Annotated in this window: 20 protein-coding genes; 8 read left to right on the top strand and 12 right to left on the bottom strand. The window is 68.4% G+C overall.

Going from position 1 to position 24227, the window contains the following annotated elements; genetic code table 11:
* Positions 1-103 precede the first annotated feature (103 nt).
* From ACFWUR_RS18410 to ACFWUR_RS18375, 8 genes are all read right to left on the bottom strand, one after another.
* Positions 104-1363: a haloacid dehalogenase-like hydrolase gene (locus tag ACFWUR_RS18410; protein WP_378908330.1), complete on the bottom strand. Its 1260-nt coding sequence runs from the start codon at positions 1361-1363 to the stop codon at positions 104-106.
* Position 1364: 1 nt separating this feature from the next.
* Complete coding sequence (eutC, locus tag ACFWUR_RS18405) at positions 1365-2279, bottom strand: ethanolamine ammonia-lyase subunit EutC (RefSeq protein WP_378908329.1); 915 nt, start codon at positions 2277-2279, stop codon at positions 1365-1367.
* Positions 2276-3688 carry an ethanolamine ammonia-lyase subunit EutB gene (locus ACFWUR_RS18400; RefSeq protein WP_378908327.1) on the bottom strand — a complete coding sequence of 471 codons (1413 nt, stop codon included), beginning with the start codon at positions 3686-3688 and terminating at the stop codon, positions 2276-2278. The genes eutC and ACFWUR_RS18400 overlap by 4 nt, the downstream gene beginning before the upstream one ends.
* Positions 3685-5109: an ethanolamine permease gene (gene eat / locus ACFWUR_RS18395; RefSeq protein ID WP_378908326.1), complete on the bottom strand. Its 1425-nt coding sequence runs from the start codon at positions 5107-5109 to the stop codon at positions 3685-3687. The genes ACFWUR_RS18400 and eat overlap by 4 nt, the downstream gene beginning before the upstream one ends.
* Positions 5110-5269: 160 nt before the next feature.
* Positions 5270-5662, bottom strand: coding sequence for a DUF779 domain-containing protein (locus ACFWUR_RS18390; protein WP_378908325.1), 393 nt, complete (start codon positions 5660-5662; stop codon positions 5270-5272).
* Complete coding sequence (gene adh / locus ACFWUR_RS18385) at positions 5662-7179, bottom strand: aldehyde dehydrogenase (RefSeq protein ID WP_378908534.1); 1518 nt, start codon at positions 7177-7179, stop codon at positions 5662-5664. The genes ACFWUR_RS18390 and adh overlap by 1 nt, the downstream gene beginning before the upstream one ends.
* A gap of 116 nt (positions 7180-7295) precedes the next feature.
* A complete protein-coding gene (locus tag ACFWUR_RS18380) occupies positions 7296-8498 on the bottom strand; it encodes a transcriptional regulator (RefSeq protein WP_378908323.1) in 1203 nt (400 codons plus the stop codon).
* Positions 8499-8867: 369 nt separating this feature from the next.
* Positions 8868-9653, bottom strand: a complete 786-nt coding sequence (locus ACFWUR_RS18375; protein ID WP_378908322.1) for a helix-turn-helix domain-containing protein — start codon at positions 9651-9653, stop codon at positions 8868-8870.
* 426 nt (positions 9654-10079) lie between these two features.
* Here ACFWUR_RS18375 and ACFWUR_RS18370 point away from each other — a divergent pair, with 426 nt between their 5' ends.
* Positions 10080-12131, top strand: a complete 2052-nt coding sequence (locus ACFWUR_RS18370) for a thioredoxin domain-containing protein (protein ID WP_378908321.1) — start codon at positions 10080-10082, stop codon at positions 12129-12131.
* Between the two features lie 171 nt (positions 12132-12302).
* On the opposite strand, the gene ACFWUR_RS18365 is transcribed toward ACFWUR_RS18370, so the two are convergent.
* Together ACFWUR_RS18365 and ACFWUR_RS18360 are read right to left on the bottom strand one after the other, a co-directional pair.
* Complete coding sequence (locus tag ACFWUR_RS18365) at positions 12303-13784, bottom strand: adenylate/guanylate cyclase domain-containing protein (protein WP_378908319.1); 1482 nt, start codon at positions 13782-13784, stop codon at positions 12303-12305.
* Positions 13785-13899: 115 nt separating this feature from the next.
* Positions 13900-14574 carry a hemolysin III family protein gene (locus ACFWUR_RS18360; protein WP_378908318.1) on the bottom strand — a complete coding sequence of 225 codons (675 nt, stop codon included), beginning with the start codon at positions 14572-14574 and terminating at the stop codon, positions 13900-13902.
* A gap of 261 nt (positions 14575-14835) precedes the next feature.
* Here ACFWUR_RS18360 and ACFWUR_RS18355 point away from each other — a divergent pair, with 261 nt between their 5' ends.
* The 3 genes from ACFWUR_RS18355 to ACFWUR_RS18345 all read left to right on the top strand — a co-directional run bounded on the left by ACFWUR_RS18355 (position 14836) and on the right by ACFWUR_RS18345 (position 17425).
* Positions 14836-15618 carry an isoprenyl transferase gene (locus ACFWUR_RS18355; protein ID WP_378908316.1) on the top strand — a complete coding sequence of 261 codons (783 nt, stop codon included), beginning with the start codon at positions 14836-14838 and terminating at the stop codon, positions 15616-15618.
* A gap of 30 nt (positions 15619-15648) precedes the next feature.
* Positions 15649-16215 carry a hypothetical protein gene (locus ACFWUR_RS18350; protein WP_378908315.1) on the top strand — a complete coding sequence of 189 codons (567 nt, stop codon included), beginning with the start codon at positions 15649-15651 and terminating at the stop codon, positions 16213-16215.
* 82 nt (positions 16216-16297) lie between these two features.
* Positions 16298-17425 carry a hypothetical protein gene (locus ACFWUR_RS18345; protein ID WP_378908314.1) on the top strand — a complete coding sequence of 376 codons (1128 nt, stop codon included), beginning with the start codon at positions 16298-16300 and terminating at the stop codon, positions 17423-17425.
* A gap of 26 nt (positions 17426-17451) precedes the next feature.
* On the opposite strand, the gene coaA is transcribed toward ACFWUR_RS18345, so the two are convergent.
* Positions 17452-18384 (bottom strand): type I pantothenate kinase, encoded by a 933-nt coding sequence (coaA, locus tag ACFWUR_RS18340; RefSeq protein ID WP_378908312.1) that lies wholly within the window; start codon positions 18382-18384, stop codon positions 17452-17454.
* A gap of 291 nt (positions 18385-18675) precedes the next feature.
* Between coaA and ACFWUR_RS18335 the strand changes: the two genes are divergently transcribed.
* The 4 genes from ACFWUR_RS18335 to ACFWUR_RS18320 all read left to right on the top strand — a co-directional run bounded on the left by ACFWUR_RS18335 (position 18676) and on the right by ACFWUR_RS18320 (position 23042).
* Positions 18676-19881 carry a DUF885 domain-containing protein gene (locus ACFWUR_RS18335; protein ID WP_378908311.1) on the top strand — a complete coding sequence of 402 codons (1206 nt, stop codon included), beginning with the start codon at positions 18676-18678 and terminating at the stop codon, positions 19879-19881.
* Between the two features lie 145 nt (positions 19882-20026).
* On the top strand, positions 20027-21322 hold the full coding sequence (gene glyA, locus ACFWUR_RS18330; RefSeq protein WP_378908310.1) for a serine hydroxymethyltransferase: 1296 nt from the start codon (positions 20027-20029) through the stop codon (positions 21320-21322).
* Between the two features lie 204 nt (positions 21323-21526).
* Complete coding sequence (locus ACFWUR_RS18325) at positions 21527-21739, top strand: hypothetical protein (protein ID WP_378908309.1); 213 nt, start codon at positions 21527-21529, stop codon at positions 21737-21739.
* 4 nt (positions 21740-21743) lie between these two features.
* A complete protein-coding gene (locus ACFWUR_RS18320; protein ID WP_378908307.1) occupies positions 21744-23042 on the top strand; it encodes a hypothetical protein in 1299 nt (432 codons plus the stop codon).
* A gap of 82 nt (positions 23043-23124) precedes the next feature.
* Here ACFWUR_RS18320 and ACFWUR_RS18315 read toward each other — a convergent pair whose 3' ends face one another.
* Positions 23125-24108 carry an LLM class F420-dependent oxidoreductase gene (locus ACFWUR_RS18315; RefSeq protein ID WP_378908306.1) on the bottom strand — a complete coding sequence of 328 codons (984 nt, stop codon included), beginning with the start codon at positions 24106-24108 and terminating at the stop codon, positions 23125-23127.
* Positions 24109-24227 lie beyond the last annotated feature (119 nt).

Here is a 24227-nt window from a genome sequence, read left to right as displayed (position 1 = left end):
GCAGTGGTGGATATCCGCGTTGCGCGCGATAGGTGGGCGACGTTAGGCAGGCGGGGTGACGCGAACGAAGCTGTCAGGTGAACGACAGACTCGGATGTGATCGCTAGTAGACGCGGTCCTGCTGATCGGGGACCACGGTGCCGTCGGGTCGATGCAGCGGCTCGCCGGTTCCGTCGGAGGTGGTGAAGCCGGTGGACGCGCACGGGTACGGCTCGGACTTGCGCGACTTCGGGGCGATGAACATCGGGTTCACCACCCACTTTCCGTCGTCGGCGCCGTAGGCGTTGCACATCAGTTCGGTCTTGTTGCGGTTGATCACGAGTCGCAGGCCGGTCGCGTCGCCGACGAACACCACGTCGGTGTCGGAGTCACCGGCGGCGAAGGTCGCGCGCTTGTCGGCCTGCGCTTGCTGGAAGGCGGCGGCGCCCGTGATCCCGAAGACCTCCTCGTTGATCCGGCACCGCTTGCCGTCGATGTAGGTGATCACCTCGTCGACGCCGGTGTCACCGCAGCCGGGGAGGTGTCCGGTGTAGACACCGTTGTCGGCCAGCAGCGGCACACCCATCACCTTGTCACCGGGAACGGCCAGCTCCTCGGCCCAGACCCGGACCACCGGCTCCGCCGACGCGGAGACGATACGCACATCGAACCCGTTGTCCTGCAAGACCTTTGCCAGGTCCTTGATCTGACTGTAGTACCGCACATAGCCGTCGACCTCGGTCGTGCCGATGGTCTGCTTGCTGCCCTCGGCGGCGGCGAGGTTCTGTCGACGGGCGCTGCGGGCGAAGTCGGTGACCTGAGCTTCGGTGTAGCCGCGCATCAGCTGGACCACGAACGCGTAGCCGGGTGCGGTGCGCCGGTGGTCGTACTCGTCGAAGGCGACCCGACCGGCTTTCGTCTCGCCGTTGTCGGCGACCGAGACCAATTCGTCGGCGCAGGCGGTGTTCGTGGAGGTGAGCAGTGCGGTGTTCGGTGCGGCATCGCCGCAGGCGGCGGCGAGCGCGGCGGCGGCCTCGGGGGTGAGGTGGACTCCGACGGTGGTCCAGTCGCGGTCGACGGGCTGTAAGACCTTGTCGTTGGCCAGCATCCAGTAGAAGGTGGCTACCCCGACATCGTTCTTCACGACGGTGTTGTCCCAGTCGAACAGTGCCAGCGGCGCAGCGCCGGAACCGGCCGCGCCGCAACGCCCGGTCTCGCTGATGAACCGTGCGATGCGCTCCTTGTTGTCGCCGTACCAGATCTGGCCCGCGTCGAGGGTCGAGCACTGCTGCGAGGCGATGGTGGAATCGTCGGTGCCGCAAGCGGCCGAGCTCATCAGGGCAGCCGTCATCGCCACCGCCGCGAGGGCGGAGATCTTCGTCATGTCAGTGGTCCCTGTTCTCCGTCGCCGCGGCGATGGTCGAGGTGTCTGTGGCGCTGAGACTTTCGGCGCGTGAGGTGTCTTTGAGGTCGACGCCGGAGCGGCCGAGCGCGAGCGCTCCGGCGACCAGTCCGGCGACCACGCGGGCGGCATCGACGTAGGTGAGGCCGTCGGGTGGATGAATGTTGGAGATGCAGTTGCGGTCGGCGTCGGCGCGACCGGGCCGGGGGAGATGGGTGAGGTAGATGCCGAGGCTGTCGGCGACCGACAGGCCGGGGCGCTCGCCGATGATCACCAGCACCGTGCGCACGCCCATGGCCTCGGCGATGTGATCACCGAGAGCGACCCTGGCCTGGGTGGCGATCACCGGCGGGGCGAGGGTGTAGCGCTCGCGAAGGGTCTCGGCGAGTGCGGCGAGCAGGCCGGGGCCGTGCTCGGCCAACGCCCGAGGGGACAGGCCGTCGGCGAGAACGAAACCGATGTCGGCCGAGCCCTTTTCGACTCCGGACAGGTCGGCGGGCAACCGGCCCAGATCGGGACGGCGCAGGTATTCGGCGCGGGTGCTCGCTCGGCTGGCGACGGTGGTCGCGGTGCCGAGACCGACAACGTCGAGCTGTTCAGTCAACGCCGCGGTGTCGAGCGGGAGATGGACGGCGTCGCGGGCGGCGGCGTGGGCGGCCCGCAGCGCGAGGACATCGGTGGTGGGCAGGGCGTCGCCGGCGCGCCCGAGCCCGATCCTGGCCTGCGTGGAGCCCCGCAGTTCGCGCCAGAAGTCCTGGGCGGCATCGGGTTCGGTAGCGCTGGGCGGCGCCGGTGTCGGTGCTTCGCCGCCGATGTTCGCCCCGATCGGTTCCGGCGTACCAGCTCGCTCGGCGGTGCGGTGTGGCGAGAGCGGCGACTCGGGCGGGGGCGTGCTCATCGGGTACCCGCCAGTGCGCGCAGCGGAGACGACAGCGGCGCCACTTGTCGCACCCGGCCGTTCGCGTCGATCATGCCGAGGCCCGACAGCCAGGCCTCGAATTCCGGTGCGGGGCGCAGGCCCAGCACCTTTCGCGCGTAGAGGGCATCGTGGAAACTCAGACTCTGGTAGCCGAGCATCACGTCGTCGGCGCCCGGCACCGCGATGACGAACGCGCAGCCCGCCGCGCCGAGCAGCGTGAGCAGCGTGTCCATGTCGTCCTGGTCGGCCTCGGCGTGGTTGGTATAGCAGACGTCCACGCCCATCGGCAGGCCGAGCAGTTTGCCGCAGAAGTGATCCTCGAGCCCGGCCCGGATGATCTGCTTGCCGTCGTAGAGGTACTCCGGACCGATGAAGCCGACCACGGTGTTCACCAGCAGCGGTCGCAGATCCCGGGCGACGGCGTAGGCGCGCGTCTCCAAGGTCTGCTGGTCCACCGGTCGGTCGTCGACGCCCAGGTGCGCGTTCGCGCTCAGCGCCGAACCCTGCCCGGTTTCGAGATACATCACGTTGTCGCCGACGGTGCCGCGCCCGAGCGAACGGCCCGCCTCGTTGCCCTCGCGCAACAGCGAGATGTTCACGCCGAAACCGGCATTGGCGCCTTCGGTGCCCGCCACCGACTGGAACACCAGGTCCACCGGCGCCCCCGCCTCGATCAGTCCGATGGTGGTGGTGACGTGGGAGAGCACGCACGACTGGGTCGGAATGTCGAAGCGTTGGCGAACGTCGTCGAGCAGCGACAACAGGTCCGAGGTGGCCCGCGGGGAATCGGTGGCCGGGTTGATGCCGATCACCGCGTCGCCACAGCCGAGCAGCAACCCGTCGAGAGTGGCGGCGGCGATGCCGCGTGGATCGTCGGTGGGATGGTTCGGTTGCAGCCGGGTGCTGAGTCGACCGGGCAGGCCGATGGTGGTGCGGAAGCCCGCGGTCACCACGGTGGCCTTGGCGACCGCGATCAGGTCCTGGTTGCGCATGATCTTGCTGACCGCGGCCACCATCTCCGGGGTGAGCCCCGGCGACACCGCGGCCAGCGTCGCCGCGGCGTCCTCGGTCGCGGCGACCGCGAGCAGCCAGTCGCGCAACCCGCCGACGGTCAGGTGCGCGATCGTGGCGAAGGCGATCCGGTCGTGGCTGTCGATGATCAGCCGGGTCACCTCGTCGGTCTCGTACGGCACCACGACGTCGGTGAGGAATGTCGTCAGCGGGACTTCGGCGAGCGCCCACTGGGCGGCGGCGCGCTCGGCGTCGGTGTGGGCCGCGCAGCCGGCGAGCTCATCGCCGCTGCGCAGCGGAGTGGCCTTGGCGAGCAGCTCGATCAGGCCGTCGAAGGTGTATGTACTGACGCCGTTGTTGCTGCGGTACACCGTCATTCGAGCTCCTGTTCAGCCTTCGCCAGGGCAGCGAACTCCTCGTCGGGCGAGCTGGCGACCAGGTGCTTGCGACTGTAGAGGCCGAAGTAGGCCATGAAGGCGCAGAACACGCCGAGGGTGAACAGGGCTGCCTTCGGATCGACCAGGAAGGTCGCCGCCACCGAGGCCGCCGCGATCACCAGGGCGAACGCGGTGGTGACGATGCCGCCGGGCGTGCGGTAGGGCCGGGGCATGTTCGGCTCGCGAACCCGCAACACGATGTGGCTCACCATCATCAGCACGTAGCTCACCGCGGCGCCGAACACAGCCATGTTCAGCAGCATCGCGCCCTCGCCGGTCAGCGAGAGGGCGAAACCGATGAGACCGGGCACGATCAGTGCCAGCACGGGCGCCTTGCGCGAGTTGGTCACCGACAGGCTGGTGGGCAGATAGCCGGCGCGGGAGAGCGCGAAGGTCTGGCGCGAGTAGGCGTAGACGATGGAGAAGAAGCTGGCCACCAGGCCGGCCAGGCCGATGTAGTTGACCGCCTTGGCGGCTGGGCTGTCGCCGAGCGCCTGGACCAGCGGGTTGCCCGAGGCGGACGCGTCCTGGGCGCCCAGTGCGCCGGTGACCAGCAACAGCACCACCGCGCCGGTGACGATCAGCAGCAGCATCGCCACGATGATGCCCTTGGGCACGTTCTTCTCCGGCTCGCTGGCCTCCTCGGCGGCCAGCGGCACGCCTTCGACGGCGAGGAAGAACCAGATGGCGAACGGGATGGCCGCCCAGATGCCGAGGTAGCCGAACGGCAGGAACGACGAGGCGCCGGTAGCCTCGGGGTCGGGTGCGATGTTGGTGAGGTTGGCGACGTCGAACTTGCCGAGCGCGGCGACCGCGAACACGACGAGTCCGACCAGCGCGATCGCGGTGATCACGAACATCGCCTTGAGCGCCTCACCCGCACCGGCCAGGTGCACGCTGATGAACAGCGCGTACACCGCCAGGTACACCCACCAGCCGTCGGTGATCCCGAACAGGTTCAGCGACTCCACGTAGGCGCCGATGAAGGTGGCGATGGCGGCGGGCGCGATCGCGTACTCGATGAGCACCGCGGTGCCGGTGGCGAAGCCGCCCCATGGGCCGAGCGCGCGCCGAGCGAAGGTATAGCCGCCACCCGCCGCGGGCAGTGCCGAGGACAGCTCGGCCATGCCGAGCACCATGGCCAGATACATCGCGGCGATCACGATCGCGGCGATCAGCAGACCACCGAAGCCGCCTTCGGCCAGCCCGAAGTTCCAGCCGGAGTAGTCGCCGGAGATCACATAGCTCACGCCGAGACCGGCCAGCAGCACCCACCCGGCCGAGCCTGAGCGCAGGGTCCGTTTGGCGAGATAGTCGTCGGCGGGCGCCCCGCCGGTGGCGGGAATTGCGTCGGTACTCATGGTGGTAGCTCCTCATCGAAAAAGCGCGATCGGCGGCAACAGTGATCGGCCAGGGTTGAAGAATGGTTGACGACTGTTACGGCGGTGGTACGCCGAGGTCAGCGGCGCGTATCGAGCGCCGCTGACCTGCGAGAACAGTAGTGTTCACGCGTGTTTCACATCACTGCTGGACAGTGTCTCCGGTGGGTGGCGGGGTCGCTTCCAGCGCCGCCGATTCCGCGTCGGTGAGCAGTCGTGAGCGAATCAGGAACCGCACACCCTCGGGAGCCTCCAGGGAGAACCCACCGCCGCGGCCCGGCACCACGTCGACGGTGAGATGGGTGTGCTTCCAGTACTCGTACTGGTCGGCGCTCATCCAGAACGGAGTGTCGCCGGACAGGTAGCCGAGCAGCACGTCCGAGGCGCCCACCCGGAATTCGCCGCGTGGGTAGCACATCGGTGAGCTGCCGTCGCAGCAGCCACCGGACTGATGGAACATGACCGGGCCGTGTTGCCCGGTCAGTTCCCGCAGCAGCGCGGCCGCCCGCTCGGTGAGGTCGACGCGCTGCGGCATCAGAAGAAGCCGAGCTTGGTGGCCGAGTAGCTCACCAGCAGGTTCTTGGTCTGCTGGTAGTGATCGAGCATCATCTTGTGGTTCTCGCGCCCGATGCCGGACTTCTTGTAGCCGCCGAAGGCCGCGTGCGCGGGGTAGGCGTGGTAGCAGTTGGTCCACACCCGGCCCGCCTTGATGCCGCGGCCGAGGCGGTAGGCGGTGTTCATGTCGCGGGTCCACACACCGGCGCCGAGACCGTAGAGGGTGTCGTTGGCCAGCGTCAGCGCTTCCTCGGTGGAGTCGAAAGTGGTGACGGCGACGACGGGTCCGAAGATCTCCTCCTGGAACACGCGCATGTCGTTGGTGCCCTTGAAGATCGTCGGCTCGATGTAGAAGCCGCCGTCGAGGCCGTCGATCTGACGCTTCGCACCGCCGGTGAGTACCTCGGCGCCTTCCTTCTTGCCGATGTCGATGTAGGACAGGATCTTCTCGAACTGATCGTTGCTGGCCTGCGCGCCGATCATGGTGGCCTCGTCGAGCGGGTTGCCGCTGACGATGGCCTCGGTGCGCTCGACGCAGCGGGCCATGAACTCGTCGTAGATCGACGAGGCGATCAGCGCGCGCGAGGGACAGGTGCACACCTCGCCCTGGTTGAGCGCGAACATCACGAACCCCTCGACCGCCTTGTCCAGGTAGTCGTCGTCGGCGGCCATCACATCGGGCAGGAAGATGTTGGGGCTCTTGCCGCCCAGTTCGAGGGTGACCGGGATGATGTTCTCGCTCGCGTACTGCATGATCAGCCGACCGGTGGTGGTCTCACCGGTGAACGCGACCTTGGCCACGCGCGGGCTCGAGGCCAGCGGCTTGCCCGCCTCGACACCGAAACCGTTGACCACGTTGAGAACTCCCGGCGGCAACAGATCCGCGACGAGCTCGACGACCTTCATGATCGAGGCCGGTGTCTGTTCGGCGGGCTTGAGCACCACCGCGTTGCCCGCGGCGAGCGCCGGCGCCAGCTTCCAGGTGGCCATCAGGATCGGGAAGTTCCACGGAATGATCTGGGCGACAACGCCGAGCGGCTCGTGGAAGTGGTAGGCGATGGTGTCTTTGTCGACCTCGCTGATGCCGCCTTCCTGCGCGCGCAGCACACCGGCGAAGTAGCGGAAATGGTCGACCGCCAGCGGCAGGTCGGCGGCCAGGGTTTCGCGGACCGGCTTGCCGTTGTCCCAGGTTTCGGCGACGGCGAGGGCTTCGAGATTGGCCTCGATCCGGTCGGCGACCTTGTTCAAGATGTTGGCGCGCTCGGCGGGCGAGGTCTCGCCCCAGGCGGGGGCGGCGCGGTGGGCGGCGTCGAGGGCCAGCTCCACATCGGCCGCGCTCGACCGGGCGATCTCGCAGAACGGCTGCCCGTCCACCGGGGAGGTGTTCTCGAAGTAGCGGCCTTCCACGGGCGGAACCCACTTGCCGTCGATGAAATTGTCGTATCGCGGCGCGTAGCTGACGATGCTGCCTTCGGTACCCGGCTTGGCGTAGATCATGTGCGGTAGCTCCTCGCTGATTCCGATGAATCGTGACACCGATCACTATCCACCCCGAGGGTTGATGAAAAGTTGAGGCCTGACCGATCAGGCTGGATCGTCTGCGGTCGGCCGCGTTACGCGCGCAGTGCGTTGTGCAGCCGGGCCGCGACGACCGCACGGCGAGCGTCCCAGGTGGGAAGCAGGGCGAGGGCGTGTTCGTGGACGGCGATGTCGTCGGGAGCCGCTTCGCCGTAGGCCAGGGCGTGGTCGGCGTCGACGCTGGACAACACCGCGTTGCGCATCGCGACTTCGAGGTAGTCGCGCCATTCGCTGATGCCCGGTGTGTCCGAATCAGGAAGCAGTGGACCGTGATACAGGCGAACGGCGGTGTCGAGATCGCCTCGCTCGATGGCGCGCAACACGTCGACGGCGTCGCACGACAGGGGAGTGGTGAGGCGGTAGACGCGACTGGTGATGTCGGCGCCGGTGGCGCGGCGCAGGTACGACATCTCCGATTTCAGCGTGCTGGCACCGACCGCGCGATCACCGTAGACGGCGTAGTGCAGGCGCTCGTGGTTGTAGCCGTCGTCGTCGAGGGCGAGCAGGGTCAGGATCTCGAGGTGGCGTGGCCGCAAGCGGATCTGCTGACCGTCGCGCATCAACCGGCCGGTTCCGAGACAGGTCAGCCGCATCCCGGCGGGCGCGGGCGCGGCGGCGTGCAGTTTGGACTCGATGGCGCTGGTCATGGTGCGCACCGTGGCCATGGCCAGCGGATGCGACCGCTTCCAGGTGGTCGACAGGTCCAGCACGCCGAGCAGGGTCCCGTCGGCGGCGCGGATCGGCGCGCAATAACAGACCCAGCCGTGCAGGGCCGCGACGAGATGCTCGGCCGAGAACACGGTGTGCGGTTGGTCGGTGCGCAACGCCAACGACAGTGCGTTGGTCCCCATGTGCGCCTCGTCCCACCGGCCACCCGGCGCGAAGTTCACCTGCTCGGCCCGCCTGCGCATGACGAGCCCGCCATAGGTCCACAGGATCGTCCCCGAAGCGTCGGTGACCGCCGCGACGTAGCCCGCGTCGTCGGCGACACTGTGCAACTGCTCTTTCAGCTCGATCACCGGCCGCCGCAACGGCGAATCCGCCCACCGGGGCCCGATATCGGTCTCACTGACCGGCGCGTGATCGCGCCCCGGGTCCACGGTCCGCAACGAGCGCGACCAGGACTGCGCCACCTCGGTGCGCACTCCCGCTCCCGAAACCCCCACCCCGCCCGGCACCCACATCGCCCACTCCCGCTCCAGCGCAGCCCGCTGCGCGGAAAGCGTGAGCTGGACCATCGACGAGACTTCCTATTCGATCGAAACGAGGATTTCATCCCATCATGCCCCACCTCCGCTCGCTGAACAGCCCTTTCGTCAGCCCGAGCAGGACGCCACCGGCACCGATCCGAGCGGTCGGCGGGGCTCCGCTCGCGATCCCCGCTGACCGCGAGTCGTAGCCCGGTGTAGCACGCGGGGCTGCATTCGGTTCCTGAGGCGATCAGCCTGCGCGAACCCTTCTCTATCTCGGTGTGCTCGACTCGCTGGACTTGCCCGAAACACTGGAGATCACCGCGATCCGTTCGACGAGGCGACTGCGACGCGATACGGAACCCTGGTCGCCTCGACGACCGAGCGCGACCCACGCCCGCCGGTCGATGGATCTGTTCACCGGTGCTGGGCGGCCCGGGTGCCGAGGTCGAAGTGGATGCCGGCTCCGAGCATCGTGGTGGCGGGGAGGCCGATCATGGCGCGGAAGGATTCGCTGAAATGGGAGGGGGTGGCGAAGCCCGCGTCGATGGCGGAGCGGGTGAGGTCGTGGCCGTTGACGGCGTTGGTGATCGCGGTGACCATGCGGTTCCAGCGTTGATAGCCACGGAAGGTGGTGCCGCAGTGCTGGGTGAACAGGTGCAGGAAATGGCCGGTGGACAGGCCGAGGTTCGCGGCGATCTGGTCGGCGCGCAGCGCGTTGGCGGGCTGGTCGCGGATCGCCGCGGCGAGCCTGGCGATGCGCGCGTCGGTGCCGAGGTTCGGGCCCGCGATCGCGCGGTGGTAGAGGAGATCCGGGTCGACGACGGGTTCGGCGCACAGCTCGACGAGCTCGCGCTCGCGTCGGTGAGCGAGGCCGAAAGTGCCTGCCGCAGCCGTCATCTCGTCTGCGATCATGGTCGCGGGCGCACTCGACGGGTCGATGAACAACACCAGAATCCACCCCTGCGTGGCAACGACGCGGTGGGCGGTGCGGGCAGGCGCGAAGGAGCTGCCCGTGCGAATCAGACCGCGGGCGGTGTGCACGATCAGCGGTCCGTCCAGGCCCACGGTGAGCATCGCGACCGGCGGCGAGTGCATGTCGGGCCGCAGATCCGGCCCGACGTACCCGATGTGGCCCGGCCGCGCCCACGCGGTCGGCATCCGCGCGCAACCGCGGATCTTCGAACGGGTATCGATGCTCACCCGTCCCAGGGTATCGACGTGTCGCCGGGTGCGCTGCGACCACATCAGCGGGCTGAGCCGGATTCGCAGGCGGGAAACAGGACGAGAAATTCACGATCGTTCGACCGTCGCGAGAATGGACTGTTCCGTCGCGCATATCTTCGGTGATGATGTCGACCAATCCGTGCGCGGTACTGTCCCGAGATGTATTGCTCAGTTGCCATTGCCTACGGATAATTGCGAACTGGTTACCGGCGATTCCGGTCATTCCTTCGCTACGACAGCCACATTGACAGCGCCGCGAATGCCGGGATTCGCCGGTTCCGCTTGCGCGGACAATGCACCCCCTATATGCGCGGAAATTGCTCGATCGAGCGCGACGAACGAAGGGTGTGTTCAACACACGGGGCGCGGCTGAGGTTCGGCGCGTATGGCAGGGTGGAACTCGTGAACCGATTGGCCGGTGCGACCTCGCCCTATCTGCGTCAACACGCCGACAACCCCGTCCACTGGCGGGAGTGGGATGCCGACGCCCTGGCCGAGGCGGCCGAGCGAAATGTGCCGATCCTGCTCTCGATCGGGTACGCGAGCTGCCACTGGTGCCATGTGATGGCCCACGAGTCGTTCGAGGACCTCGCGACAGCCGAGCAGATGAACGCCGATTTCGTCTGTGTGAAGGTGGATCGGGAGGAGCGTCCCGACCTGGACGCGGTGTACATGAATGCCACCGTGGCGATGACCGGGCAGGGCGGCTGGCCGATGACGTGCTTCCTGACGCCCGACGGTGCGCCGTTCTACTGCGGCACCTACTACCCCAAGCAGCCGCGCGGCGGGATGCCGTCGTTCACCCAACTGCTCAGCGCGGTGACCGATACGTGGGGCAACCGGCGCGATGACGTGGACAAGGCCGCGCGCCAGGTGACCGACGCCCTGCGGGCGCAGGCATCGGGCCTTCCCGACGCCGAATTCACTGTTGTCCCCGAGCTTCTCGACACCGCGGTGCGGGCGATCGCCGCCGACGAGGACTCGACGCACGGCGGATTCGGTGGGGCGCCGAAGTTCCCGCCGTCGGCGCTGCTGGAAGGACTGCTGCGGCACTGGGAGCGAACCGGCGACCAGTCGGTGTACGACCTGGTCGAGCGCACCGCCGAGGCGATGGCGCGCGGTGGGATCTATGACCAGCTGCGTGGTGGTTTCGCGCGCTACTCGGTCGATGCGGGCTGGCTCGTGCCGCACTTCGAGAAGATGCTCTACGACAACGCCCTGCTGCTGCGCGCCTACGCCCATCTCGCGCGCCGCGCACCCGAGACCCCACTGGAGTCGTTGCCGCACAGGGTGACTCGTGAGACGGTCGAATTCCTGCTGGGTGATCTCGGCACCGCGCACGGCGGTTTCGCGTCGGCTCTCGATGCCGACACCCACCTCGAACCGGGCGGTCCCGGCGTCGAGGGCGCCACCTATGTGTGGACCCCCGCCGAGCTGATCGGTGAACTCGGCTCGCTCGACGGCATGTGGGCCGCGGACGCTTTCGGTGTCACCACCGCGGGAAATTTCGAGCAGGGCACCTCGGTGCTCACCCGCCACAGCGATCCCGTCGACGCCGAACAGGCGTCGCGCTTCGATCGTCTGCGCGCCCAGCTGTTCGCGGCCCGCGGTCGGCGCCCACAGCCCGCTCGCGATGACAAGGTGGTCACCGTCTGGAACGGGATGGCCATCACCGCACTCGCGGAATCCGGTGCGGCGCTGGAGGAACCGTCGTGGATCGCCGCCGCGGTGCGCTGTGCCCGCTACCTGCTCGACGTCCATCTCGTCGACGGCAGACTGCGCCGCGCCTCCCTCGACGGTGTCGCGGGCGCCCCGCCCGGCGTCCTCGAGGACTACGCCTGGTTCGTCACCGGCCTGCTCGCCCTCTACCAGGCCACCGGCGAACCGGACTGGCTCGCGGCCGCGCAACTGTTGTTGGACAACACGATCGAGCATTTCGCCGACCCGGAGAACTCCGGCAGTTGGTTCGACACCGCCGACGATGCCGAAACCCTGGTCGCGCGCCCACGCGACCCCGTCGACGGCGCCACTCCCTCCGGTGCCTCCGCTCTGGCCGAGGCCCTGTTGACCGCCTCGGCGGTCGCCGAGCCCGACCGCGCCATCCGCTACCGCGAACTCGCCGATCACACCCTCACCCGTGGCGCGATCCTGTTGGCCCGCGCGCCTCGCACCGGGGGCAACTGGCTCTCGGTCGCCGAAGCCTCGGTGCGCGGCCCCTACCAGGTGGCCATCGCGGCCACCGAGAAGTCCTCCGCGGCAATGGAACTCCTCGCCGCTGCCCGCGCCGATGCGCCCGGTGGTTCGATCGTTCTCGTGGCGCCACCGAACACGGCCCCGCTCCTAACCGATCGCCCCCTCGTCGATGGTGCCCCCGCGGCCTACCTCTGCCGAGGCTCGGTCTGCGACCTCCCGGTCACCGATCCGGCCGACCTGGCGGCATCGCTGCGGCGGTGAGCGAAACCGTGCGGCACGCCTGCTTCGGCCGACCGACGCGGCGTGAACGTCGGGTCGGAAGCCGGTAGCCGTCGATGCCTGCGCGTTCGTGGCGGCTCTTGTGCCGACACCGCGCGGCGTTCGATCGCGCTGCGTTCCGAGGAGGCACGCCGTGTCGATGCGTGCGGCGGCTCACTTACCGGGTGGGAGGTCCGTCCAGGTCCGGGTCCGGCCGGGGATACCGCGCAGGCGCAGGTCCTTGTAGCGCTTCCACTTCGACCGCTCGGCCGGTGTCGCGGCCTGCCAAATCGAATCGCTCACCAGCACCCGTCGCGGTGCTTGCTTCGCGACGGCCGTGAGCCGGGCGGCCTCGTTGACCGCGTCGCCGATGACCGTGAACTCGAGGCGGGTGTCGGCGCCCACGTCGCCGGCGAACACCTGGCCGCGGGCCACGCCGATGCCGACGTCGAGTTCGCCGGTGGCGACCACCTCGTCGCGGATGCGGCGGGCGGCGCGGAGGGCGGGGGTGGCGTTGTCCTTCAGCGCGGAGGGGGCGCCGAAGATGCACAGGGCTGCGTCGCCCGCGAATTTGTTCACCAGGCCACCGTTGTCCTCGGTGGCCGCGACGACGGTGGCGAGCAGCCGGTTGAGCTTGTGCACGAAGTCTTCCGGCGCCATTTCGGCGGACAGTTGTACCGAGCCGGTGACGTCGACGAACAGTGCCGAGACGATGCGCACGTCGCCGGTGAGGTCGGTGCCGCCCGAGAGCGCGCGTTCGGCCACGGTGGAACCGACGTGCCTGCCGAAGACGTCCTCGGTGTGCATCTGGTCGCGCAGGGTGGCGGCGAGTTCGTTGACCGAGTGCTCGAGTCGCCCGATCTCACTCGCGCTGCCGACCGGCACCCGCACATCGAGCTCGCCGCGGGTGATCCGGTCCAGCGCCCGGTACATCGTGCGCATCGGCGTGGCCACCGAGCGTGCGAGCAGCGCGGTCGCGAACGCACCGACGCCGAGCGCGAGGATCGAGAACAGCCAGGCGGCGCGCACCCGGTCCGACGCGGAGGTGGTGGAGTCGCTCAGCACGACGATGATGATCAGCCCCGGCAGCGCGCTGGATACCGCCCAGGTGACGAGTACTCGGACCAGCACGGTCGAGCTGGGATGCACGGTCGGCCCGAGCACCGCGGCGACAATGGGCACGGCCGGTCGGATCAGCCGGTCCAGGATCAGATAGGTCGCGCCCGCCGCCTCGAGCCCGCCGAGGGCGAATCCGGCCAGCAGGACGGGTACGTTGTGATAGTCGGTGAACCGGTCGACCAGCCACACGGTCAACACGACGCCCGGTGTCCACAGCACCATCGCGCGCAACGTGATGGCGGCGGGCAGCCGGATCAGGACCCGGGCTTCCTCGGGCGTCGGTTTGCGGCTGTCGTCGAGCCAGCGCATGTACCGGCGCCGGTCGTAGAGCGCGATCCCGATGCCTGCGATGAAGGCGACCACCGGATAGATCAGGATCAGCGCCGCCGCGTCACTCCAGTCGGTGCCGATCCGGGTGAACACCCCGCCTGCCCAGCTGACCAGGAAGATGGCCGTGACCCCGACCAGATTGGCGGAGATCACCACCAGCGCCAGCCCCCAATAGGACTGCAACGCCCACCGGACCAGCCGGTTCATCGCGCACGCCCCAGCCCGGCGCCCGAGGACGCCCGGGCATCACGAGCTGCGCTGACGGGTGACACAACTACCGAGCATAGAAGGCGTGCGGGTCCACGCCGCGCGCACGCGCCGTTCAGCCGAGCACGACCAGCCAGATGGCGACGTAGTGACACAGTGCCGCGACCACCGTCGCCGCGTGGAAGAACTCGTGATGTCCGAAGTCGGGCCAGGGGTTGGGCCACTTGGTCGCGTAGAGAACGGCGCCCACGCTGTAGATCACCCCGCCCACGGCCAGCAGCACCAGCGGCGCCACCCCCACGTTGTGCAGCAGTTCACCGACAACCGGCACGATCGCCCACCCCAGCAACAGGTAGAGCGGCACCCCCACCCACACGGGCGCGGTGGGCCACAACAACTTCAACGCGACCCCGGCGATGGCCCCCGCCCACACCACGACCAGCAGGATCTGCCCGGTCCGGCCGGGCAACCCGAGCAGCGCGAACGGCGTGTAGCTGCCGGCGATGAACAGAAAGATCATCGAGTGATCGGCTCGCTTCATCCGCACCCGGGTACGCACGCTCGCCCAGGTGATCCGGTGATACACCGCGCTCACGCCGAACAGCGCGCACACCGAGACCCCGTAGAGCAGCGTCGACCAGCCCGCGGTCGACGACGTGAGAAATCCGAACACCACGAGCACCGTCACCGCTACCGCGGCGACCCCCACGGCCCAGGTGTGAATCCACCCCCGGAACCGCGGCTTCTCGAGCACACCTGTCCCACCGACCTCAGTCGGAACCGCTTCCACGAAACCTCCCAGGACCAAACCTACGGTACCGTAAGTTACCACCACCGTACGGCAAACCCCCACCTCAACTACACAAACGTGCTCGCGACCACACACTGCGCCACACCGGAATCGAACTCGCGGAGCACGGGGGTGCAGGGACAACGCCGTGGCCGACCCGAGATCGCGACCCCGTTCGCGACCGGGGGTCCGGCGTGGAACGCACCCCCACCCGCGACCGGCGAAATACTCGGGAAGGCGGGCCAGGCGTATGGTGCGGCTGTGGAGTCGTTTCTCGGTCGGGTGCGTGGATTGCCGTACCGCATCTACGAAGCCAGGCTGTCGCAGCAGCTGGCAGACAAGCAGCACCCTCGACACGTCGCCGTCATGTGCGACGGCAACCGTCGCTGGGCGCGCGAGAACGGATTCACCGATGTCAGCCACGGCCACCGCGTCGGCGCGCTGAAGATCGCCGAGCTCGTCGGCTGGTGTTCCGACCAGGGCATCGAGATGGTCACCGTCTATCTGCTCTCCACCGAGAACCTGCGCCGTGAGCCCGAAGAGCTGGAGACCCTGTTCGAGGTCATCACCGATGTCGTCGAGGAGCTGTCGGCCCCGGAGCAGAACTGGAGCGTGCGGATCGTCGGGTCGCTCGCGGGTTTCCCCGAGCTGATCGCCAAGCGGCTGCGAGTGGCCGCCGAGCGCACGAGCGGTCGCGACGGCGTGCACGTGAACGTCGCGGTGGGTTACGGCGGACGCCAGGAGATCACCGACGCGGTGCGTTCGCTGGTGCGCCAGGAGATCGCCTCGGGGGAGTCGGGCGAGGATCTGGTGCAGTCGATTACGGTCGACGCGATCGGCCAGCACCTCTACACCTCCGGCCAGCCCGATCCGGACCTGGTGATCAGAACCTCTGGTGAGCAGCGGCTTTCGGGATTCCTGTTGTGGCAGAGCGCCTATTCGGAGATCTGGTTCACCGAGGCGTACTGGCCGGAGTTCCGGCGCGTCGACTTCCTGCGCGCACTACGGGAATACGCCGCGCGGCACCGCCGTTTCGGCGTGTGATGTCGCAGCGCCTCGCGTACTCTGCGGTCAGTGGAACCCGAACAGCCTTCTTACATCAGCTATGAGGAATTCGGCAGGCGTTTCCTGGAATACGCCGTCTCCGAGCAGCGCATCGCCGACGCGTTCGGCCAACTCACCGGGGCCGCTTTCGATTTCGGGCCGATCGGGGTGGGGCCCGGCCGTCTGGCGAAGGTCACCGCGCAGGTCGAGCTGGGGCAGCCACGGATTCTGCGGTTCGTCGATGCCTTCATCTCCTTCGAACTGACCATCCCGCTGCACGTGGACCTGGTCCTGGATCTGGCGGTCGACCGGTCGCGTTTCCGGGTCGACGGCACCGTGCATCTGCATCTCACCGCGCGGACCGCGGACCCGTTGCGGGTGGTCATCGATATCGCCGAGCCGCGTCCCGGCGATGTGCGGGTCAACGTCGCCAGCAGTACCAAGCGCGGCGAGTTGCTGCGGGTACTGGCCAGTGTCGATCACGAGATCCGCCGGTTCGTCGCCCGGTACGTCGCCCAGGAGATCCGCAAGCCCGAGATCGCCGCCGTCCGCAATATCGACGTGGCGACCAGGCTCGACGCGGCCTGGCAGTTGTAGCGGAGTAAGCCCCGATCCGCAGCGCACCCCGGCTAGGCTGCTGCGCGAGACCGGGCCCGACGACACATTGCAGGGGTGAGCTGTGGGAGTTGCGAGGAAGGCGAGCGGATGGCGTGCGCGGACCGCGGTGCTCGGTGCGGTGTGCGCTGCTGTGGCGGTCGTCGCGGGCTGCGGTGGGGTCGACCAGCCCGCGCTGCCACGACTGACGCCCGCCGAGGAGCAGGCCGCGCCGGGCTCGGTGTTCGCCTATCGCACCGACGCCGAACTCGCGGTGGTGCGCGGCGGCGAAACCGTCCGGGCGCCGGGCAGTTTCGGCTATTCATCGGCCGCGGTCACGTTCACCAGGGACGGGAACTACGCGTTCGCGGTGGAGACGAGCAGTAAGACCCTGGTCGCGTTGGGTGTGCGGGACCGGTCGGTGACGCGGATCCCGTGCGAGTGCACCGACGCGGTGGCGTTGCGCGGGTCGGTGGTCGGCTGGTGGGAGGAGCCGGGCCAGATCATGAGCATGGACCTGGCCGGTTCCGAGCCCGCCGCACCCGAGCGGGAGATCGTCCTGCCGGATTCGCCGAGCCCACTGACCGGTGGTGGGTGGGACGGCGCCAAGCTGGTGGCGGCCACCGACGAATTCCTGCTGCTGGCACGGGTCGAATCGCGCGGCTTGTGGTGGGAGAAGAGCCACCTCTACGCCATCGGCGCCGACGCCATCCTGCCGCTGGGTCGCGTGCCCGGCATCGACTCCGGACTCTCGGCCGCCGCCGGACCCGATGGGCACACCTTCGTGCTGGCCGGGGCGACGGCGCGCAGCGCGACCTGCGGCAGCGGCAATGTGGCGACCATCGACGCCGCCACCAACGGTGTCCGGGCGCTGCCGACCCTGCCGGGTGAGTGCTCGGCGGCCTACAGCCCGCGCTGGAGCGCCGACGGCTCGATCACGATCGCCACCCGCAAGTGGGCCGATGCCGTGGGCGCGCCGAGCGCGGTCGACCGGCTGCAATCGGCGGCACAGGGATGGGCGCCGGTCGGGGAACATCCGGTCGTCGACATGCTCCCGGGGGCGCAGGAGTCGGTGATCGAAGTGGTCGCCGGTGAGCCCACCGACGCGCGCGGCACTCCCCATGGCGTCTTGATCGTGCACAAGGGCGGTGCCAGTGAGGAATTGGCGAAGCAGGTCGTATCGCTGGGTGCGCCGACGACCACGACCGGCTGAGCCGAACCCGGTGTCGACCGGGCCGATCAGAGCTTGCGCAGCCGCAACCTGTTGATCGTGTGGTCGGAGTCCTTGCGCAGCACCAGGGTCGCGCGCGGACGTGTCGGCAGGATGTTCTCCACCAGATTGGGCCGGTTGGTGGAGTGCCAGATATCGCGCGCGGCCGCGGTGGCCTGCTCGTCGCTGAACGCCGCGTAGTGGTGGAAGTGCGCCTCGGGGTCGGCGAAGCCGGTTTTGCGCAAGGCGAGAAAGCGCTGCACATACCAGTTTTCGATGTCCTCGATGCGCGCGTCGACATAGATGGAGAAGTCGAACAGGTCCGACACCATCAGCCGAGGACCGGTCTGCAAGACGTTCAGGCCCTCGACGATCAGGATGTCGGGCTGATGCACGCAGTGCTTCTCGTCGGGCACGATGTCGTAGGACTTGTGCGAATACACCGGCGCGCACACCTCTTCCGCGCCGGACTTCACCTCGGTGACGAATCGCAACAGCTTGCGCCGGTCGTAGCTCTCCGGGAAACCCTTGCGGTGCATGATGCCGCGTCGGGTGAGTTCGGCTGTGGGATAGAGGAATCCGTCGGTGGTCACCAGGTCGACCCGCGGGTGGTGATCCCAGCGCGCCAGGAGTGCCTGCAGCACGCGCGCGGTGGTCGACTTGCCGACCGCGACACTGCCCGCCACCCCGATCACGAACGGCACCTGCTTGTCGGGGTGCTTCTCCCCGAGGAAGGTGGCGGTGGCGGCGAACAACCGCTGCCGCGCCGCGACCTGCAGGTGGATCAACCTGGCCAGCGGCAGGTAGACCTCGGCGACTTCCTCGAGGTCGATCTGCTCGCCGAGACCGCGCAGGCCGGTCAGTTCGTCTTCGGTCAGTACCAGCGGAGTCGACTTGCGCAGGGTGCGCCACTGGCTTCGATCGAACTCCACATAGGGGCTCGGTTCACTCATCCGTGCCACCTACCCGACCCTCCGTCCAGCCGCATCCGCACAGCTTGGCTGCCCGTCTGGTGAGATCCGGGATAACTCTGACCGCATAGCGAGATTGTGCTCCGTGCGCGCCGACCGCGCGCAACAGGGGGTTTGGCTACCGGTCGGTAACTAGAACCAACTGCGAGGTAGGTGGGTGGTTTTCGGCCCGCCTCGATTCTGGCCCCACGGACCGAAGAAGCGCAGCGGCTGGACGGAGGAGGGCCGAATCGAGGCAATCGGGAGCCGAAAACCTGCGGCGCCAGCCGCTAATGTCGGAGCGTGCATCCACTCGTCACTGAATACCTGAGCCTCGGTCTGGCTTTCGACCGTCTCGAAGAGGGGTTCGTCGACGCCTACACCGGCGACCCGCAGCTGCGTCGCGACGTCGAGAACGCCGCCGTCCCCGCGCCTGCCGACCTGGCCCGGCGCGCCGTGGACCTGCGTGCCGCCCTGCCCGACGCCGGGCTCTCGGCCCAGCGCACCGAATTCCTCGATGCCCACCTGGTGGCCATGGAATGCTCGGCCCGCAAGTTCGCCGGCGAGCGGATCGGGTTCGTCGACGAGGTCCGCGCCTACTTCGACGTCGACATCGCACCCGGCGACCCCGACGACTACCGCGAAGCGCACCGGCAGATGGACGAGGTGCTCGGCGGCGAGGGCCCGCTGGCCGAACGCGCCGCGGCCTACCGTCGCGGTGACGAGATCCCCCCGGAAAAGCTCGCTGTCTGCGTCGAAGCGTTCTCCAGCGCGCTGCGCGAGCGGGTGCGCGACCGATACCCGCTGCCCGACCACGAGCACGTCACCTACGAGGTCGTCGGCGACAAGCCGTGGTCCGGCTTCAACTACTACCTGGGCAATTTCGCCTCGACGGTCGCGATCAACTCCGACCTCAAACAGCACATGGGCAACCTGCCCGCGCTGATCGCGCACGAGGCCTACCCCGGCCACCACACCGAGCACTGCCGCAAGGAAGCCGGACTGGTCGCGGCGGGCGAGGACGAGCAGACGCTGTTCCTGGTGAACACCCCGCAGTGCCTGATGGCCGAGGGCCTGGCCGACCTGGCCCTGCAGTCGATCGTCGGACCCGGCTGGGGTGTGTGGGCCCAGGAGATCTACGCCGACCTGGGACTTCGTTTCGACGGCGAACGAGCCGAGCGGTTCTCGACCGCGTCGGCGAAATTGCTGAACGTGCGCCAGGACGCCGCACTACTGCTGCACGACCAGCATCGCGGCGAAGACGAGGTGGCCCAGTTCCTGCAGCGGTGGATTCTGGCGACGCCGGAACGGGCGCGGCAGTCGCTGCGGTTTCTGTCCTCGCCGCTGTGGCGGGCCTACATCAGTACCTATGTCGAGGGCTACCGACTGCTCGGTGGGTGGCTCGACGGTGCGGCCGACGCCCAGGATCGGGTCGAGCGGTTCGGCCGCCTGCTCGACGAGCCGCTGACACCGGGGGCGATCCGGCGGATGAGCGCGACTGCCGGATGATCGCACCGCCCGGGTGGAGCGGTGATCGAACCTGGTCAGACGCTCGAGCCCGTGGCTGTGAGCAGCGTCTCCCGGGTAGCGGCTCCGACGGTGTTGCGGTATCCCCGTGCTCGGCGCGCACACGGTCGGCAATAGACTCGTCGGCGTGACGCAGACGACCGCTTCGGTGAATACCCAGTCTCTCGGTGAGCTCGATCCCGAGTTGGCCGCCGCGATGGCGGGCGAGCTCGCCCGCGAACGCGACACCCTCGAGATGATCGCCTCGGAGAACTTCGTGCCGCGCGCGGTCCTGCAGGCGCAGGGCTCCGTACTCACGAACAAGTACGCCGAGGGATACCCGGGCCGCCGCTACTACGGTGGTTGCGAGGCCGTCGACGTGGTGGAGACCCTGGCCCGCGACCGGGCCAAGGAGCTGTTCGGCGCCGAGTTCGCCAACGTGCAGCCCCATTCGGGCGCGCAGGCCAACGCCGCGGTGCTGATGGCGCTGATGAACCCGGGCGAGACCCTGCTCGGCCTCGACCTCGCGCACGGTGGTCACCTCACCCACGGCATGCGCCTGAACTTCTCGGGCAAGCTCTACGACGTGCACTCCTACGGCGTGAGCAAGGAAGACCACCGCATCGACATGGACGAAGTGCGTGACATCGCACTGAAGGCCAAGCCGAAGGTGATCGTCGCCGGGTGGTCGGCCTACCCGCGTCACCAGGACTTCGCTCGCTTCCGCGAGATCGCCGACGAGGTCGGTGCCTACCTGTGGGTCGACATGGCGCACTTCGCCGGTCTGGTCGCAGCCGGTCTGCACCCCTCGCCCGTGCCGTACGCCGACGTCGTGTCCTCCACCGTGCACAAGACGCTCGGCGGCCCCCGCTCCGGCCTGATCCTGGCCAAGCAGGAGTTCGCCAAGAAGCTCAACTCCGCGGTGTTCCCCGGCCAGCAGGGCGGCCCGCTCATGCACGTGATCGCCGCCAAGGCCGCCGCGTTCAAGATCGCCGCCACCGAGGAGTTCGCCGACCGTCAGGTCCGCACCCTGTCGGGTGCCCGCATCCTCGCCGAGCGCCTCACCGGCGCCGACGTGCAGGACAAGGGCGTGTCCGTCCTCACCGGTGGCACCGACGTGCACCTGGTCCTGGTCGACCTGCGCAATTCCGAACTCGACGGCCAGCAGGCCGAGGACGTGCTCCACGAGGTCGGCATCACCGTCAACCGCAACGCGGTCCCCTTCGACCCGCGTCCCCCGATGGTCACCTCGGGCCTGCGCATCGGCACGGCGGCCCTGGCCACCCGTGGTTTCGGCGACACCGAGTTCACCGAGGTGGCCGACATCATCGCCGCCGCCCTGGCGGGCACCTCCGACGTCGACACCCTGCGTGGCCGAGTCTCCCGCCTGGCCCAGAGCGTCCCGCTGTATCAGGGCCTCGAAGACTGGCGCCTGCTCGGCTGAGCCGACACCCCGTACCCGATGGCCCCGCCGGTTTCCGAACCGGCGGGGCCATCGTTTTTCATCCGTCCTGGAGTCCCGCCGGGCGGAATATCGACGCTGGGCGTTGCGTCGAGCCGACAGGGTGTGCGGAGTGTGGTTGTCGGAATGCACAAAGTTCTGGTGAATCGCGCACGGGGTGAATGAAGTACGGCATGGTCAGTCTGCATGGGATATCGAGGTGAGCTTGCTCGTGAGGTCGGCGGGGAGGTGCATGCGTTCGAGTTGCTCTCCGAGGCCGAAGCCAAGGAGCTGATCGACCTGTTCCGGGCCGCGCGGGCCAACGAGGTGCGGGCACTGCGTCGAGCCATCGATGCCGCGCTCACCGCGATGCCGACTCCGCTGCGCAAGGTGACGCGCAAGATCATTTTCGGTAGATGAACCGATGATCGAGACCGAACTGGAAGCCCAGACCCAACTCGTGGTGCTCGCGCGCACGCTGCAGGTGCCGCCGCAGCACCTCGCGCCGCTGGCTCGGCTCGGTGCGGTGCACCTTTCGGCGATGCAGCAGCAGATCCTGCGCGCGTTGCACGCCGAACACGCGGACATGTTCCGGCGGATCAGCCCGGTCGTGCCGATCTTTCCCATCGGTCTCGGCGTCGCGCTGTTCGAGCGGGTGGTGCCGCCGGTGCTCGCGGCCAGGTTCCTCGGCGCGGTCGGCGTCAAGCACCCCCAGAAGTGCGCGCAGGCGCTGTGCACCGTCGATGCCGTGTACGCGGCCGACGGCGCACCGTTCCTCGACCCGAACGTCTTCGAGCAGCTGATGCGATACGGCAGGCCGGAGCCGATCACCCTCATCATCAACGAGTTGCTGCGGCGTCGCGACTACGTGACGGCGGCGCGGTTCCTCTCGGTGGTGGACGAACCGCTGATCGCGGCCTTGGAGCAGAGCGTCCTCGACGACGCGGGCCTGATCTTCACCGCCGCCTACGCCTACCCGGCGCACACGCTGAGCCGGATCGTCCGGCAATTGCTCGCGGGTCCGCGCGGACGGATTCCGGGCATGCTCCACACCGTCCTGGCGGGTCCGCCTGCCCTGCATCACGCGATGCTCGCCCTGTTCTGCAAGGTCGCCCCCGATATCGCGGGCACCCTCGGCGACATCTTCTTCGGTCGCGGCACCACCCACGAGGTCGGTCGGTTCCTGCTCACCGCGGTGAACCGAAACGCCTCGCCCGCCCTGCTCACCGTCATCGGTCGGCTCAATCCTGTTGCCCTGTGGGCACTGTCGACGAATCCGCAGCTCGCCGACACCGATGTGCTCGGGGCCCTGGTCCGCTCGCTGGACGGCAAGGACGAGGCCGACCCGTGGCGCGGCCTGTTCGCACTCTCGGCCCGCCTGAGCGAACCGGCCCGCCGCCACATCGCCGCAACCCTGGCCGAACTGGACGAAACCTCGGTCGCCGCCCTCCCCGCCCACGCGACCGACGCCACCTACTGGCCCGCCCTGCTCCAACTCCTCGCCGAATCCGAACCCGCCGCCCAATCGCGAGTCGCCGCGATCTGGTCACGCCTTCCCCATGAATTGCAATCGAGCATCGAACGCCACATCCACGAAAACCGCTACGACACCCGCCTGAGCCGCATCACCGACGCCCTCACCACAGTCACCCCCGAAGAAGTCTTCTTCCGCCGCCGCCAACAGATCCGTCAACGAGGAGAAGATCACTTCGCGTCGTGGTGAGTCGCTGTCGCGCTGCCGTTTTCGAGGGTCGCGCCGGCTGGTCGAGTGATCGGCCCGGGCCGAAGCTCGTCCGGTCGTGCGCTCAGCTCACCAGGGGGCGCAAGGTGCGCCCGACCTGGTCGATGACGCCGGGTTCGTGGCCGTTGGCGATCAGGTTGACGATGAGGCCGTCGATGCCGTGGTCGAGGACGCGGGTGCGGATCTGTTCGGCGACTTCGTCCGGGGTGCCGGCGAACTGGCGGTCGGCGACGCTGGCGCGGCGTTCGGCTTCGGTCATGGTGGACAGGTCGAGGCCGAGGCGCGACAGCGAGTCGGCCTGGATCTTGCGGGCGCGATCGCCGTCGTCGTCGACGATGGCCATGGCGAGGAAGCTGGTCTCGAGGGTGGCGGGGTCGCGGCCCGCTTCGTCGCAACGCTGGTGCAGTGCGTCGAGCTTGCGGGGCAGTTCGGACGCGTTGCAGATGATGTTGAGGTGGTCGGCGAAGCGCGCGGCCATGCCGAAGGTCTTCTTCTCGCCCCCACCGCCGAGCAGAATCGGCAGGTCGTCGCGGATGCGCGGCTCGTTCATCGCGTGCTCGGTGTGATACCACTTGCCGTCGAAGCTGGATCGCTGTCCGCGCAGCATCGGCGTGATGATCTGCAGCGCTTCGTCGAGCCGCTCGAATCGCTCGGTGAACGTGCCGAATTCGAACCCGTACTGCTGGTGCTCCAACTCGAACCACCCCGCCCCGATCCCGAGCACCGCCCGACCGCCGCTCACCACATCAAGGGTGGTGACGGTCTTGGCGAGCAGCGCCGGATTCCGGTAGGTGTTGCCGGTGACCAGGGCCGACAACTGGATGGTCTCGGTCGCGGTGGCCAGTCCCGACAGCGCCGAATAGGCCTCGAGCATCGGCTCCTCTGGCCCGCCGATCAACGGCAACTGATAGAAGTGATCCATCACGAAGGCCGCGTCGAATCCCGCCGCTTCGGCCTCCCTGGCCTGCGCGATCACCGCCGGAAACAGTTCACGCACCGACGACGAGTTGCTGAAATTGGGCATCTGATAACCGAGGCGAATGCTCATACGGCGACCTTAGGACTTGGAGTGCACTCCAAGTCAAGGCTGCCGGTCGAAGGTTCAGCGGAGGGCGGTCATACCCGCGCGTGTGTGATCGGTAGACCGACAGGACGAGGTCGGTCAGT

The organism is Nocardia sp. NPDC058633, from assembly GCF_042717045.1.
GTDB lineage: Bacteria > Actinomycetota > Actinomycetes > Mycobacteriales > Mycobacteriaceae > Nocardia.
This window is presented reverse-complemented; position numbering and strand designations above follow the sequence as displayed.